This is a genomic window from Kitasatospora sp. NPDC059160 (assembly GCF_042755465.1).
GTDB lineage: Bacteria > Actinomycetota > Actinomycetes > Streptomycetales > Streptomycetaceae > Kitasatospora.
The window spans coordinates 65,216-79,980 of the sequence record NZ_JBHZCN010000038.1; the positions used below are offsets into that span (position 1 = coordinate 65,216).

Annotated in this window: 13 protein-coding genes; 5 read left to right on the forward strand and 8 right to left on the reverse strand. The window is 75.0% G+C overall.

Annotated features, from left to right (window positions below; genetic code table 11):
- Nucleotides 1–14 precede the first annotated feature (14 nt).
- Entirely contained in the window at nt 15–1,097 is a 1,083-nt protein-coding gene (locus ACFXOZ_RS18470; RefSeq protein WP_380524697.1) for a hypothetical protein, read from the forward strand.
- 32 nt (nt 1,098–1,129) lie between these two features.
- On the opposite strand, the gene ACFXOZ_RS18475 is transcribed toward ACFXOZ_RS18470, so the two are convergent.
- Complete coding sequence (locus tag ACFXOZ_RS18475; RefSeq protein WP_380524696.1) at nt 1,130–1,651, reverse strand: SRPBCC family protein; 522 nt, start codon at nt 1,649–1,651, stop codon at nt 1,130–1,132.
- A gap of 351 nt (nt 1,652–2,002) precedes the next feature.
- On the opposite strand from ACFXOZ_RS18475, the gene ACFXOZ_RS18480 reads away from it, so the two are divergent.
- Nucleotides 2,003–2,956 (forward strand): PAC2 family protein, encoded by a 954-nt coding sequence (locus ACFXOZ_RS18480; protein WP_375890770.1) that lies wholly within the window; start codon nt 2,003–2,005, stop codon nt 2,954–2,956.
- Between the two features lie 99 nt (nt 2,957–3,055).
- On the opposite strand, the gene mshC is transcribed toward ACFXOZ_RS18480, so the two are convergent.
- From mshC to ACFXOZ_RS18510, 6 genes are all read right to left on the reverse strand, one after another.
- Nucleotides 3,056–4,285, reverse strand: a complete 1,230-nt coding sequence (gene mshC, locus ACFXOZ_RS18485) for a cysteine--1-D-myo-inosityl 2-amino-2-deoxy-alpha-D-glucopyranoside ligase (protein WP_375897008.1) — start codon at nt 4,283–4,285, stop codon at nt 3,056–3,058.
- 216 nt (nt 4,286–4,501) lie between these two features.
- Nucleotides 4,502–5,356 (reverse strand): carbohydrate-binding protein, encoded by an 855-nt coding sequence (locus ACFXOZ_RS18490; protein WP_380591457.1) that lies wholly within the window; start codon nt 5,354–5,356, stop codon nt 4,502–4,504.
- 132 nt (nt 5,357–5,488) lie between these two features.
- Entirely contained in the window at nt 5,489–6,418 is a 930-nt protein-coding gene (locus tag ACFXOZ_RS18495; protein ID WP_375897013.1) for an AraC family transcriptional regulator, read from the reverse strand.
- 110 nt (nt 6,419–6,528) lie between these two features.
- Entirely contained in the window at nt 6,529–7,314 is a 786-nt protein-coding gene (locus ACFXOZ_RS18500; protein ID WP_375897030.1) for an SCO1664 family protein, read from the reverse strand.
- A 56-nt stretch (nt 7,315–7,370) separates the two neighbouring features.
- Nucleotides 7,371–7,940: a DUF3090 domain-containing protein gene (locus ACFXOZ_RS18505; protein ID WP_375897016.1), complete on the reverse strand. Its 570-nt coding sequence runs from the start codon at nt 7,938–7,940 to the stop codon at nt 7,371–7,373.
- Between the two features lie 240 nt (nt 7,941–8,180).
- Nucleotides 8,181–8,873, reverse strand: coding sequence for a histidine phosphatase family protein (locus ACFXOZ_RS18510; protein ID WP_380524694.1), 693 nt, complete (start codon nt 8,871–8,873; stop codon nt 8,181–8,183).
- Between the two features lie 53 nt (nt 8,874–8,926).
- On the opposite strand from ACFXOZ_RS18510, the gene ACFXOZ_RS18515 reads away from it, so the two are divergent.
- Nucleotides 8,927–9,916, forward strand: a complete 990-nt coding sequence (locus ACFXOZ_RS18515; RefSeq protein ID WP_375897022.1) for a magnesium and cobalt transport protein CorA — start codon at nt 8,927–8,929, stop codon at nt 9,914–9,916.
- 24 nt (nt 9,917–9,940) lie between these two features.
- Here ACFXOZ_RS18515 and ACFXOZ_RS18520 read toward each other — a convergent pair whose 3' ends face one another.
- Entirely contained in the window at nt 9,941–10,987 is a 1,047-nt protein-coding gene (locus ACFXOZ_RS18520) for an LLM class F420-dependent oxidoreductase (protein WP_380524693.1), read from the reverse strand.
- 305 nt (nt 10,988–11,292) lie between these two features.
- On the opposite strand from ACFXOZ_RS18520, the gene ACFXOZ_RS18525 reads away from it, so the two are divergent.
- Together ACFXOZ_RS18525 and ACFXOZ_RS18530 are read left to right on the forward strand one after the other, a co-directional pair.
- Nucleotides 11,293–12,273: an aldo/keto reductase gene (locus tag ACFXOZ_RS18525; protein WP_375897027.1), complete on the forward strand. Its 981-nt coding sequence runs from the start codon at nt 11,293–11,295 to the stop codon at nt 12,271–12,273.
- 368 nt (nt 12,274–12,641) lie between these two features.
- Complete coding sequence (locus ACFXOZ_RS18530) at nt 12,642–14,627, forward strand: helix-hairpin-helix domain-containing protein (RefSeq protein WP_380591459.1); 1,986 nt, start codon at nt 12,642–12,644, stop codon at nt 14,625–14,627.
- The last annotated feature ends 138 nt before the right edge of the window (nt 14,628–14,765 follow it).

A 14,765-nucleotide genomic window follows, 5' to 3' on the forward strand; every position in this document is an offset into this window, starting at 1 on the left:
GGGAGAGCGATCGTATGACCCGGTTCGGGACCGTTGCGCGGCGGATCGGGCGTGCCCTGGGGGCCCCGCTGCGCCGCTGGAGAGGCCTGCCGTGGTGGGGCCGCGCCCTGGTGGCGCTGGGGCTGGCGGCGGCCGTGCCGGTCGCCGCGCTGGGCTCGCTGTTCATCGCGATCCGGCTGCACTACTCGGGTGAACCGGCCGCCGAGGCCCGCAGCCGCGGCCGGGACGCCGTCTGGCTCGGCCACGCCTGGGTGGACGGCCGCAAGACCGACGCCGACGTCGCCGCGCTGGCCCGGCAGCTGGCCGGCACCGGCGTGCGCGACCTGTACGTCCACACCGGGCCGCTGGAGCACGACGGCTCGCTGCCGCCCGCCGTCCACCCGAAGGCCCGCTGGTTCACCGAGGCCGCCCACCGGGCACTGCCGGGGGTGCGGCTGCAGGGCTGGCTGGGGGACGAGGTCAAGCCCGAGCGGGACGCGCTGGACCTCGACGACGCGCCCACCCGGGAGCGGGTCGCCGCCTCCACGGTCCAGGTGCTGGACCAGGGCTTCGACGGGGTGCACTTCGACATGGAGCCGATCCGCCCCGGCTCGGCCGGCTGGCTCGCCCTGCTCGACCTGGTCCACCCGGTGACGGCCGCCCGCGGCGCGAAGCTGTCGGTGGCGGCCCCGCAGATCGACCCCGTCCCCGGCCTGCACACGGCCGGCATCCTGCTCACCGACCACGGCAAGTGGTGGGACCAGGCGTACTTCCGGGAGACCGCCCGCCGGGTCGACCAGATCGCGGTGATGACCTACGACACCTCGATGCCGACCGAGCCGCTGTACGGCGGCTACGTCGCCCGGCAGACCGAGCTGGCCCTGGCGGCCACCCCGCCGCAGGTCGACCTCCTGATCGGCCTGCCGTTCTTCTGGGACGACAAGTGGGGCCACTGGGGCGACGCGGAGACCGTCCCGGCGGCCGTCCGGGGCGTCCGCCTCGGCCTGGGCCGGGAGGACCCGCGGCGGGCCAACTTCGGGGTCGCGCTGTACGTGGACTTCGCCGCGACGCCGGAGAACTGGGCGGCGTACCGGCGCGGCTGGGTGGACCCCTCCTAGGCTCCGCCCTGCTCGGGCCGACTCGGGCCGACTCAGGCCGCCATCCGGTGGGCCAGGGCGCCCAGGTAGCGGTGCACGGTGGCGTCCTCGCCGGAGAGGTAGTGCGCGACGGCCCGGTACAGCGGCTTGCGGACCTCGCCGTGCTCGGTGACAGTCAGCGAGCAGCCGGGCCCGGCCGGGGTGAGCCGGTACGTCCAGGTGCCGCCGTAGGGCAGGTCCGGGTCGGCGATGCCGGTCACCAGGCGGTGCGGGGCCTCGCTGGCCACCACCTCGTAGGTGGTGTGCCCGTGCCGGTCGTACTCGCGCCAGCGCGGGCGCCCGCCGGCCCCGGCGGGCAGCCGTTCGACGTGGGTGAGGCCCGGACGCCAGGCCGGGTAGAGGTCGATGTCGGTCAGCACCTCCCAGACCGCGCCGGGCGACTGGGCGAGTTCCAGCCCGCCCTCGGTCACGTGCTCCACCGGCAGCCGGCGCCCGGCCCGGTCCACCGCCAGCAGCGCGGTCCCGGCGAGCGCCGCCGCGCCCGCACCCGCGCCGATCCACAGCCATCGGTTCATCGGTCGGCCCCTTCCGCCCGCCCCGCCCCCATCATCGCGCCGCGGCGCCCGGCCCGCTCCCCGTGGCGCAGCGTCGCCGGTCAGGCACCGTGCGTCCGCTCCGGGCCGCCTGACGCCGCGTCAGCCGCCGAGGGCCGGATATCCGCTGGATCGGGGCGGTCCGCTCCCCCAGACTGTCCCGGTGCCCGGCCGCCATGCGCATCAAAGCCCGTAGGCTGGGCAGGTAGGGACCGTGGAGCGAGCCGTTCCACGGGAGACGAGAGGTTCGACAGGCGGCAGCCGGCCCGTCGTTGCCCCGGCAGGCCAGCCGGGGCGGTGCCGGTCCGACCGCCGACCGGAGGGAGACGCTGGGTGATCGAGCTGGAAGATGTTCCCGAGTTGATCGACCCGGTGATGGTCTGCGCCTTCGAGGGGTGGAACGACGCGGGCGACGCCGCCTCCGCGGCCCTGGCCCACCTGGACGAGACCTGGGGCGGCAAGGTGATCGCCGCCCTGGACGCCGAGGACTACTACGACTTCCAGGTCAACCGTCCGACGGTCTGGCTGGACGGTGGTGTCCGCCGGATCACCTGGCCGACCACCCGGCTGTCGGTGGTCCGGGTGACCGAGCCGGTGACCAGGGACGTGGTGCTGGTCCGCGGGATCGAGCCCAGCATGCGCTGGCGCTCGTTCTGCAACGAGCTGCTGGGCTTCGCGCACGAGCTGGGCGTCGAACTGGTGGTGATCCTGGGCGCGCTGCTCGGCGACACCCCGCACAGCCGGCCGGTGCCGGTCAGCGGGGTCACCTCCGACCCGGACCTGGCCCGCCGGCTGGACCTGGAGGAGAGCCGCTACGAGGGCCCGACCGGGATCGTCGGGGTGCTCCAGGAGGCGTGCACCCACGCCGGGGTGCCGGCCGTGACGCTGTGGGCCGCGGTGCCGCACTACGTGGCGCAGCCGCCCAACCCCAAGGCCACGCTGGCGCTGCTCAACAAGCTGGAGGACCTGCTGGACCTGCGCATCCCGCCGGGCGAGCTGGGCGAGGACGCCCGGGCCTGGCAGCTGGGCGTGGACCAGCTGGCCGCCGAGGACAGCGAGGTCGCCGAGTACGTCCAGCAGCTGGAGGAGGCGCAGGACACGGCGGAGCTGCCGGAGGCCTCCGGGGACGCCATCGCGCGCGAGTTCGAGCGCTACCTGCGCCGCCGGGAGAACGTCGGCCCGACCGGCGAGAAGCCGGTGTCCGGGCACGCGACGGCCGAGCGGCCGGCCGAGCCGGAGGGGCCGGGCACGACCCGGGAGAGCCAGGAGGGGGCCGAGGACGAGTAGTCCTCGCCGGCCCCGCCGCGGCCCGCCGGGCCGGGTACGCCGAAGGGGCGCGGGGACTTCTCGGCCCGGCGCCCCTTCGGCGTTCTCAAGGCGTCGGCCTCACAGCGCGACGCCGAGCAGGGCGTCCACGGTGCGGCTCACCAGGCCGGGGGCGCCGATGTCGGTGCCGCCCTCGGTCTCCTGCTGCGCGGCCCACCGGTCGACGGCGGCCAGCGCGGCGGGCGCGTCCAGGTCGTTCGCCAGCGCGGTGCGGACCTCGGCGAGCAGCTGCTCGGCGGCCGGGCCGTCCGGCCGGGAGACGGCGGCCCGCCAGCGGGCGAGGCGCTCGACGGCCTCGTCCAGGACGGCCTTGGTCCACTCCCAGTCCTCGCGGTACTGGTGGGAGAGCAGCGCCAGGCGGATCGCCGCCGGGTCGACGCCCTCGCGGCGCAGGGCCGACACGAAGACCAGGTTGCCGCGGGACTTGGACATCTTCTGGCCGTCCAGCCCGACCATCCCGGCGTGCACGTACGCCTTGGCGTACGGGTGGGAGCCGGTGGCGCTGTGGGCGTGCGCGGCGCCCATCTCGTGGTGCGGGAAGGACAGGTCGCTGCCGCCGCCCTGGATGTCGAAGCCCATGCCCAGGTACTGCAGGGCGATGGCCACGCACTCGATGTGCCAGCCGGGGCGGCCGTGGCCGAGCTCGGTGTCCCAGGCGGGCTCGCCCGGGCGGGCGGCCAGCCAGAGCAGGGCGTCCAGCGGGTTGCGCTTGCCGGCGCGGTCCGGGTCGCCGCCGCGCTCGGCGAAGACCGGGCGCATGGCCTCGCGGGTGAGCCCGGAGACCTCGCCGAAGTGCGGGTCGGCGTCGACCGAGTAGTAGATGTCCCCGTCGACCCGGTAGGCGGCGCCGGAGGCCAGCAGCTTCTGGACGATCGGGACGATCCACGGGATCGACTCGACGGCGCCCACGTAGTGGGCCGGCGGGAGCAGCCGCAGGGCCGTCATGTCCTCGCGGAACAGGGCGGTCTCGCGCTCGGCGAGGGCCACCCAGTCCTGGCCGGTCTCGACGGCGCGCTGGAGCAGCGGGTCGTCCACGTCGGTCACGTTCTGGACGTAGAGGACGTCGTGGCCGGCGTCCCTCCAGACCCGCTGCACCAGGTCGAAGGCGTTGTAGGTGGCGGCGTGGCCCATGTGGGTCGCGTCGTAGGGGGTGATGCCGCAGACGTAGATCCGGGCGGTGCCGTCCTGCGGCACGACCTCGCGGACCGTGCCCGCTGCGGTGTCGAAGATGTGGAGGGGGAGCCCCTGACCAGGCAGGGCGGGAACCTCGGAGGCGGGCCAGGCATGCATGGGATCGACCTTAACCTTGAGAACATTTGAAAGCCTAACCAGTAACGAAGATCGACTGGATTAGCTTCCTGTCGTTGCCCGGTCACCCTGCGACTGGTCCGGCGCGTTCCCTTTCGGACCGGTGATTCGGTCCGATCGTTTCCGGACACGGGTGAGCGCCCGGTCGGCCCTGCCGCCGACCGGGCGCCCGGCTCCTCGGAGGAGCGGCCGGAGCCGCTACGACCGCTGCCAGAGGGCCGGCACGTTCGGCGGCTCCCAGCCCACCAGGGCGGTGTGCGCCTGGAGGCAGACGTAGGAGGCACCGGAGTAGGTGACGCGGTCGCCCGCGTTGTACGCCCGGCCGGCCGCCCAGCTGCCGCTCGGCGGTGTGGTGGGCCCGCCGGTCGGGGTGGCCGTCGGGGTTCCGGTCGGGGTGGCGGTGGCCGTCGGGCTCGGCGTGCCCGGGGTCTGCGGCACGTCCAGCACGAAGTCGAAGGTGGCGTTCTCGCCGGATCCGTTCTGCTGGACGTTCATCAGCAGCCGGGCGTCGTAGATGGTGTCGGTGTTGTTGCGCGGCTCGCCCGGGAAGTACAGCTGGGTGGTCAGGATCGGCCGGCCGGGGGCCTGGAGCTTGACGTGCAGGTGCCGGGTGCGGCCCGGGTAGAGGCCCGGGACGACGGTGTCCAGCTTGTACGCGCCGTTGGCGTCGGTGAACTGGTGGCCGCGGAAGGTGTAGCCGACGTTGTCGTAGTTCCCGCCGTCGTCGGCCTGCCAGAAGTCCAGCAGGACGCCGGGGACGGGCCGGCAGGCGCGGCCGAAGACGTAGCCGCTGACGGTCAGCCGGGTGCCCGGGCCGTCGTTCACCATCGAGCTGCGCAGCGGGGAGTTGGGCTTGAAGTACGGGCCCTCGATCTGCTCGACGGTCGGGTCGTCCCCGTCGTGGCACTCGGGGGTCAGGCCGGGGATGCGGCCGGCACCGACCTTGTCGCGGGCCAGGGCGACCCCGCCGCCGACGAGCAGCGGTGCGGCCCCGAGCGCGGCGGCGGCCTTCAGGACGGTCTTGCGGCTGATCATGCCGTCGGACGGGGGCATGCGCCGTCTCCTTCCGGTGGATCCTTCGTGGGGGGGAGGTGGGGGGCGGCCCTTGCCATGGTGGGGGCATGACAAGGGCCGAACCGGCCGCCGTCCGCGCGCTGGCCCGGCCGCCGGTGGCCAGTAGGAACGTTACGGACCGTCCGGTGCGACGGCGATGGACATGATCCGGGGATCGTGGTGATTTCCGTCGACCCTGCCCCGGAACTCCCCCGGGGTCATCCCGGTCTCCCGCCGGAAGAAGCGGCAGAAGTACGCCGGATCCGCGAAACCGGCCTCCTTGGCGACCTGGCGGATCGTCAGATCGGTGCAGGCGAGCAGCCGCTTGGCCTCCAGGGTCTGCTGCCGGCGGATCAATCCGCCCGGGGTGCGGCCGGTGGCCTGCTTGACCAGGGTCTGCAGGTGCCCCGGGGAGACCCCGAGCTCCTGGGCGGTGGAGGCCACCGAGTGCCGCACCCCGCCCGGCTTGGCGATCAACCGGGTGAAGGCGGCCGCCAGTTCGGCCGGCCGGGTGGGCACCGCGGGCCGGTCGTCCGGGGTGCAGGCGCGCAGCGCCCGGACGATCAGGATGTGCAGGCTGGCCCGCAGCACGCCCTGGTAGCCGGGCGCCCTGGTCCGGTACTCCTGCTCCATGTCGGCGAGCAACCGGGCGATGGGGCCGGCCTGTTCGCCGAGCGCGATGCCGGGGCGGGCGGCCAGCGCGCGCAGCGCGGCGAGGTCCTGGGGGTGCCCCAGCAGGAAGTCCTCGTTGAACAGGACGACCCGGCCGGTGAGCTCCTCGGCGTCCGCCCAGTGGTGCACCTGGCCGGGCGTGATCACGCACAACTGCGGTGGCGCCAGCGCCCGGTGGACCAGGTCCAGGACGTGGGCGCCGTGGCCGCCGGTGACCATGACGATCTCGTGGAACGAGTGCCGGTGGGGGAAGTTGGCACGGGAGAGCGGGCCGATCGCGTCGAAACTTCCGATCGCGAAGGGCAGCACGTGGGGCAGTGGGACCTGCAGGCGGTGCAACGGCAGGTCCGGCGCGGGGCGGGGGGTGGGGGTGGTCCGTCGCACGTCCATCGGAGCAGTGTGCGACCTGTTCCGGCGACAGGTCCAGACCACCGGCCGGTAACCCCGGCGGAACCCCCGCTCCACCCGGCGCAACCCCCGCTACGCCGGCGGAACCAGCGCTACACCGGCGGCCAGGGGATCGCGGGCCAGTCCTCGGAGGGCAGCGGGTGCTTGCCCGAACCGAGCAACCCGGCCACCCGGGCGCGGGTGGCGTCCAGTTCGGCGGCGGTCAGGTGCGGCGCCAGCCGCTCGGCCAACGCCCCCTCCAACTGCTCGGCCAGCCCGGCCAGCACCTCCAGCGCCTCGGCGGGCAGCGGGTCGCCCGCCCAGCCCCAGAGCAGGGTGCGCAGCTTGCCCTCGGTGTTGAAGGTGACGCCGTGGTCGATGCCGTACACCCGGCCGTCGGCGGCCGGGATCAGGTGGCCGCCCTTGCGGTCGGCGTTGTTGAGCACCGCGTCCAGCACCGCGAGCCGGCGCAGCCGCCGGTCGTCGTGGTGCACCAGCAGCGCGGTGCGGCCGCCCTCGACCTCGGCCCGGACGATCGGCAGCCAGCCCTCCTCCGGGCCGGCCGGGTCCTGCAGCGCCAGCAGCGGCTCGGCCTCCGGGTCGGGCTCGACCCACAGCTGCACCATGCCCGGCCCGTGCGGGCCGTCGCGCAGCACGGTCGGCGGGATCAGCTCCCAGCCGGTCGCCGCGGACAGCTCGTACGCGGCGAGCTCGCGGCCGGCCAGGGTGCCGTCCGGGAAGTCCCACAGCGGGCGCTCGCCCGCCACCGGCTTGTAGACGGCCTGGGCGCTCAGCCCGTCGTGCTCGACGGTGCAGTACAGCGCGGCGTTGGAGGCCTCGGTGAGCCGGCCGTGCACGGTCAGCCCGCCCCGGCGCAGCAGCGCCAGGGCGGTGGGCACGTCGGCGGCGAGGGCGGCGGCCGCCGCCGGGTCGGCCTGCGGCGGGGTCTCGGTGTTCAGCGCCGGTAGCCGTTCGCGCGCGGGCACAGGTGGCCCTCCGGGTCCAGCGGCAGGTTGCAGAACGGGCAGGGCTTGCGGCCGGCCGCGACCAGGTCCAGCGCGCGCTTGGCGAACACCCGGGCCATCGCGCCGGACAGCCGCACCCGCAGCATGTCCGGGCCGTTCTCGTCGTCCTGGAGGGCGGCCTCCTCGCCGTCCTCCTCCTCGTCCTCCTCCACCAGCGCCTGGGCCTCGACCACCAGGCAGGCGTCCACGCTGTCCCAGGCCAGGGCCATGGTGCCGACCCGGAACTCCTGCTCCAGCGGGAGGTCCAGCGGGGCGGTGTCGAGCAGGTCCTGGGGCGCGGCGGCCGGGATGGCGGAGTCGCCCCCGCTGCGTCGCAGCGCCTCGTCCAGGACCTCCTCGATGCGCTCGGCGAGCGCGGCGACCTGGGTCTTCTCCAGCAGCACGCTGGTGATCCGGCCCCGGGCGCTGGCCTGCAGGTAGAACGCCCGGGCGCCGGGCTGGCCGACGGTGCCGGCCACGAACCGTTCGGGCTGGTCGTAGAAGAAGACCTGACGGGGCACGCTCTAGCTCCGGATCGTGTCGGTCGGTGCGGATCCGCCAAGCGGGATCGCGGGGTTGTCCACCTGGGCGGGTGGTCGGACTACGGGGCACTCACCAGTCACCCTACGACCTCCGGGCCCCGGTCGGGGAGCCGAGCCGGGGGCCGCGGACGGGGTGGCACCCGCCGACCCGGACGGTGTCGCGCGCCGTTCGGACGGGGCGCGTGGGGCGGGCCGGGTGCGTGGGGCGGGCGGCGCCGCTCAGGCCGTACCGCCGACCACCGCGTCACCCGCCGGGGTGGCCGGGGCGGCGGAGGGCCGGGGCGCCAGCGAGGCGAGGTCGCCGGTGTCGCCCGTTCTGAGCACGAAGGGCCGCTGCGGGGTGTAGCGGATCGCGGTAACCGAGCAGGGCTCGACGCTGATCCGCTGGAAGTGGTCCAGGTGCAGGCCGAGCGCGTCGGCCACCACCGCCTTGATCACGTCCCCGTGCGAGCAGGCGATCCAGACCGCGTCCTCGCCGTGCTCGTCGGCGATCCTCGCGTTCCACTCGCGGACGGCGTCGACCGTACGGTGGCTCAGCGCGCGCAGCGACTCGCCGCCCGGGAAGGCCGCGGCGGAGGGGTGGTCCTGCACAGTGCGCCAGAGCGGCTCCTTGGCCAGCTCCGCCAGCGGGCGGCCGGTCCACTCGCCGTAGTGGCACTCCCCCAGCCGCTCGTCCTCGGTCGGCGCGCCCAGTTCGGGGCGGGCGGCGAGCAGCGGCTCCAGGGTCTGCCGGCAGCGCTCCAGCGGGCTGCTGACGGCGAGCGCCAGCGGGATCCCGGCCAGCCGCCCGGCCAGCGCGGCGGCCTGGGCGCGCCCGGTGTCGTCCAGGTCCACGCCGGGGGTCCAACCGGCCAGGATCCCGGCGGTGTTCGCGGTCGAGCGGCCGTGACGGACGAGCAACAGGGTGGGCATGGGGCTCAGCCTACGGCCTCCGGACCCCGCCGTGGAGTGCGGTCCGGGGGACAATGGCCCGCATGATCGTGCACTGCGCCGCGTACCGGGACGGCCGCCGGCTCGGGACCTCCGAGGACCTGACCGACTCGCTCGCCACCGCGCGCGCGGCCGGCCCGGGAGCGTTCGTCTGGATGGGCCTGTTCGAACCGACGACCGAAGAACTCGACCGGGTCGGCAAGGAGTTCGCGCTGCACCCGCTGGCCGTCGAGGACGCCGTCAGCGCCCACCAGCGCCCCAAGGTCGAGGCCTACCAGGGCTCGCTGTTCGTCACCCTCAAGACCCTCGGCCACCACCCCGACACCCGTACCGTCACCAGCGGCGAGGTGATGGTCTTCCTCGGCCCGGACTTCGTGATGACCGTCCGGCACGGCGAGGACACCCCGCTCAGCGGCCTTCGGGCCCGGCTCGAACGGCAACCCGAACTGCTGCGCTACGGGCCCAGCTCGGTGCTGCACTCGGTCTGCGACACCGTGGTGGACGGCTACGTCGAGGTGGCCACCGCGCTCCAGGCCGACCTGGACGAACTGGAGGCGGACGTCTTCGCCCCCGGCCGGGTCGGCCGCGACACCGCCGGGCGGATCTACGGCTACAAGCGCCAGGTGATGACCGTCCGCCGGGCCGTCGCCCCGCTGCTGGAACCGATGCTGCGGCTGGAGCGCGGCGCCCCCTTCGTCCAGCCGGAGACCGCCCCCTACCTGCGGGACGTCGCCGACCACCTGGCCCGGGTGAACGACCAGGTGGAGGGCATGGACCGGCTGCTGTCCGACATCCTCGGCGCCAACCTGGCCCAGGTGAGCGTGCAGCAGAACAACGACATGCGGAAGATCTCGGCCTGGGCGGCGCTGGCCGCCGTACCGACCATGATCGCGGGCGTGTACGGGATGAACTTCGACGACATGCCCGAGCTCCACCAGCCCTGGGGCTACCCGGCGGTGCTGTCGCTGATGGCGCTGGTCTGCGTGGTGCTGCACCGGGTGTTCAAGCGGCACGACTGGCTGTAGTGCCGCTCGGACCCCTCCGGCGGATCAGGCGAGTCCGGCCCGCTCCAGCGCCTCCACGCCGGTGCGCAGCGCCTGGATCCGCTCGTCGAGGGTGAAGCCGGCGGGGGCCAGGGTCAGCGTGGTGACGCCGGCGTCGGCGTAGGCCTGCATCCGGTCGGCGATCCGGGCGGTGTCGCCGATCAGCGAGGTGGCGTCGATCAGGTCGTGCGGGACGGCGGCCGCGGCGCCCGCGTAGTCCTTGGCCAGGTACTTCTCCTGGATCTCGTCGGCGGCCTGCTCGTACCCCATGCGCCGGGTCAGCTGGTTGTAGAAGTTCTTCTCCTTGCTGCCCATGCCGCCGATGTACAGGGCGGCGTAGGAACGCTGGGAATCGACCCCGGCCTTGATGTCCTCGCCGACCGCGAGGGTGACGGTCGGGCAGAGGTCGAAGCCCTCCAGGGACTTGCCGGCCTTGGCGCGCCCGGCCTTCAACGGGTCCAGCGAGAGCGCGGCGTGCTCGGGGGCGAAGAAGATGCCGAGCCAGCCGTCGGCGATCTCGCCGGTCTGCTCCAGGTTCTTCGGGCCGATCGCGGCGATGTACAGCGGGATCTGCTCGCGCACCGGGTGCACGGTCAGCTTGATCGGCTTGCCCGGGCCGCCGGGCAGCGGCAGGGTCCAGTTCGCCCCCTCGTGCACCAGGCGCTCGCGGGACATCGCCTTGCGGATGATCTCCACGTACTCCCGGGTGCGGGCGAGCGGCTTGTCGAACTTCACGCCGTACCAGCCCTCGGAGACCTGCGGGCCGGAGACGCCGAGGCCGAGCCGGAAGCGGCCGCCGGAGAGGGTGTCCAGGGTCGCGGCGGTCATCGCGGTCATCGCCGGGGTGCGGGCCGGGATCTGGAAGATGGCCGAACCGACGTCGATCCGCTCGGTCTTCGCGGCGACGAAGCTCAGCACCGTCGCGGCGTCCGAGCCGTACGCCTCCGCCGCCCAGCAGACCGAGTAGCCGAGCCGGTCCGCCTCCTGGGCCACCGCGATGTTGTCGGCGTCCATGCCGAGTCCCCAGTAGCCGAGGTTGATGCCGAGTCGCATGTGCCGAACCTTCCAGTCGGGTGGGCCCGGTGGCCAGTCGGGCGGGCGTCGTGGCCGGTCGGGCGGGGCGTGCCAGCACGTCGGGCGGGCCTTGCCGGCGAGCGTAACCGCGTCCGGCCAGGTCATGCTACTGACGGGTAGTGGTGGTCTGGGTCACACCCGCCGCATTGATCGTTCTGCGGGTCGGCACCCCTGCCCGGGGACCGGCCGCTACGCTCAGCCGACGTGGGGAGCGCTCTCCCCACCTGCACGTTCACCGGGGCTACCGGGCCACCGGTGCCACCGGCCAGTGGAGGGCCCGTCCGATGGAAAAGCGTCACCTCGGCCGTACCGGCCTACAGGTCTCCCGCCTCGGTCTCGGCACCATGACCTGGGGCCGCGACACCGACGAGCACGAAGCCGCCGAGCAGCTCAAGGAGTTCGTCGACGCCGGCGGAAACCTGGTCGACACCGCCGACGTGTACGCCGACGGCGGGGCCGAGTACCTGATCTCCCGCCTCACCGACAGCCTCGTCCCCCGCTCCGAACTCGTCATCGCCACCAAGGCGGGCAGCGTCCCCGAGTCCGCCCGCCGCTTCGACGGCTCCCGCGGCCACCTGCTCGCCGCCCTCGACGCCTCGCTGCACCGGCTCGGCACCGACTACGTCGACCTGTGGCAGGTCCACGCCTTCGACCCGACCACGCCCCTGGAGGAGACCCTCAGCGCCCTCGACATCGCCGTCTCCTCCGGCCGCGCCCGCTACGCCGCCGTCTGCGACTTCAGCGGCTGGCAGCTCGCCAAGGCCGCCACCTGGCAGCGCGCCCACCACGACCGGATGCCGCTGGCCGGTGCCCAGGTGGAGTACTCGCTGCTCCAGCGCGGCATCGAGCGCGAGGCGCTGCCCGCCGCCCTCGACGCCGGGGTCGGCATCCTGGCGGGCTCGCCGCTCGGCCGCGGGGTGCTCACCGGCAAGTACCGGCACGGCGTCCCGCAGGACTCGCGCGGCGCCTCGCCCTACCTGTCCGGGTTCGTCCAGCCCTACCTCGGGGAGCGCTCCCGGCGGATCGTCGACGCCGTCGCCACCGCCGCCGACGGGCTCGCCAGCAGTCCGCTCGCGGTCGCGCTGGCCTGGGTCCGGGACCGGCCCGGGGTGGCGAGCGCGCTGATCGGGGCGCGCACCGTGGCGCAGCTCCAGGCGGCGCTGTCAGTGGAGGCGCTTACGCTTCCGGGTGAGATCCGCGGCGCGCTGGACGACATCTCGTCGCCGGTGCACCGCTACCCGGACCAGGGGTGGACGGAGCTGTAGCCCTGGCGCCGGGCGGTCGAGCAGAACGTGCGGTGCAGAACGACGCGGTACAGAACAAGCGGTACAGAACGACGCGGTACAGAACGAGCAGTGCAGAACGTGCAGTGGAGTGAGCTTTGGAGCGGACGACGATGAGTGGCACGGGCAACGGCGCTCCGGAGGGGGCTGCGGCCGCGGCCGCGCCCGACCAGGCGACGATCGCGGACATCGTGGCGCGGATGCGCCGGATCGAGCAGCAGGAGGCACGGCCGGGGGCCCACCGGCTCGGGCCTTCCGCTCCGAAGGCTCCGACGGCTTCGGGGGCTTCGGGGGCTTCGGAGGCCGAGGGGTCCGGGGCCGAGGCGTCCGGAGCCGAGGGGGCCGCGCCGGTGGCTTCCGAGCCGGGTGTCGATGAGGCGACGGCTGCTCCCTCGGCGGCTGAACCGGCCGCGGCCGCCCCGGCCGCCCCGGTGGCCCCGCCGGCCGCCCGGCCGGCCGCTCCCCCGGTCGCCGCGCCGATGCGGGCCGCCGCACCGAGCGCGGACGCGCTCCGGGAGACCACCGCGGTGCTGACCGCCGGTGGCGCCCCCGCCGACCTGGCCGCCGCCGCGGTGGCCGCGCTCGGCGAGGGGGCCGCGGAGCAGCTGCGCGAGGACCCGTGGGCGGTCCTCGGGCTCGCAGGTGTGCGCCCCGAGCACGCGGACCACTTCGCCCGCGGCCTGCTCGGCACCTCGGTCGGCCCGGACGACGAGCGACGCGCCCGGGCCCTGGTGGTCTGGCTGCTGGAGCAGGCGGCGCTGCGCGGGCACTCGGCCCAGGACGCGAAGGACGTGGTCGCCGGACTGGAACGGCTCCGGGTCCCGGACCCGCTCGCCGCGATCGCGGAGGCCGTCGCCGAGGGGCGGTTGCTGTCCTTCCAGGAGGAACTGACCGGACCCGGCGCCCCGGCGCCGAGCAGCGACGAGGAGGAGGCCGAGCCGCCGACCCGGATGCTGCTTGCCCTGGAGGGTCCGGCGATGGCGGAGGACAGCCTCGCCGAGAAGCTGCTCCAGCTGATGGCCACCTTCGTGCCGGGCGAGGACGACGGGGAGGAGGAGGGCGAGGAGCCGGATGCCGGGGAGCCGTCCCCGGAGGCGAGCTCCGGGGAGTCCGCCGAACCCGAACCCGCTGCTCCCGCACCCGCCGCTCCCGGCCCCGCCGCCTGGGAGGCCGCCGCCGAAGCCGCGCCGTCCTCCTCCTCGACCGCCCTGATCCGGGCCGTCGCCGGGAGCGCCCTGGTGCTGCACACCGGTGGCGACGCGGCTAGGGCCGAGCCGGCCGCGCTGCTCGCCGCCGCGACGGGGCTCGGGCTGCGGGCCTGGGCCGCCACCTGGACCGACCAGGGCCGGGACTCCTTCGACGCCCTCTCCCCCGCCGCGACGCCGGTGGTGACCCTCGCCGAGCTGCTGTCCGGTACGGCCGGCCCCGGCCGCGCCGCCGACGGCACGCTCGCGCTGGACCTCCTGGTCCTGCTGGACGCGCCGCTGCTGGACGTCGAACTGGCCGCCACCGTCCTGGAGTCGCTCGCCGACGGCACCCGGCTGGTGCTCAGCGGGGATCCGGGCCAGCTCTGGTCGGCCGGCCCCGGCCGGTTCTTCGCCGACCTGCTGGCCGCCAAGGCCTGCCCGGCGGTCGCCTCCCGCACCCCGGACTTCGGCCCGATCGGCGAGCTGGTGTCCGGGGTCGGCGTCGGCGAGCTGCAGCCGGTCGAGGCGCCGGAGAAGGAGGTGGTCATCGTGGCCGCCAAGGACGGCGGCGAGGCCGTCCACCGCGCCGTCCAGCTGCTCACCGACTCCATCCCGCGCGCGCTCGGCATCCCCGCCGAGCAGGTGGTGCTGCTCACCCCGGGCCACGGCGGCCCGGCCGGCACCCGTGCGCTGAACGCGGCCGCGAAGGCCCGGCTGAACCCCGGCCCCGGCCGGTTCGGCGGCTTCGACCCGGGCGACCGGGTGGTGGAGTCCCCCGCCCCCGGGGTCACCCGCCCGGCCCGGGTGCTGGACGGCGACGCGGCCGGACTGCACCTGGAGTTCCCGGACGGCTCGCGCCGGACCGTCCCGCCCGCGGAGGCCGGCCGGCTGCGGCACGGCTGGGCGCTGACCGTCCACCAGGCGCTGGGCCGCCGCTGGCCCGCCGCAGTGGTCGTGGTCCCGGAGGACGCCGGGGCGGCGCTCTCCCGGCAGTGGGTCTACACGGCCTTCGGGCGCGGCGAGCGGCACCTGTCGGTGGTCCACGCGGCGGGCCCGGCGCTCGCCCAGGCCGTCGCCGAGCGCCCGGCGCAGCCGCGCACCACCCGGCTCAGGGCGATCCTCGCGGAGAACGCGGTCACCGAGGACTGATCCGCCCGTCGGTCGGCCGTCCGTCCGGTCGTCCGGACGACCGACCGACCGACCGAACGGGGTGGGGGGCGGGGGGGCCGGCGCGGGCGGCCCCCACCCGCTCGGCGCGCCGCCAGAGGGCAGGCGGGGGCGCGGGGA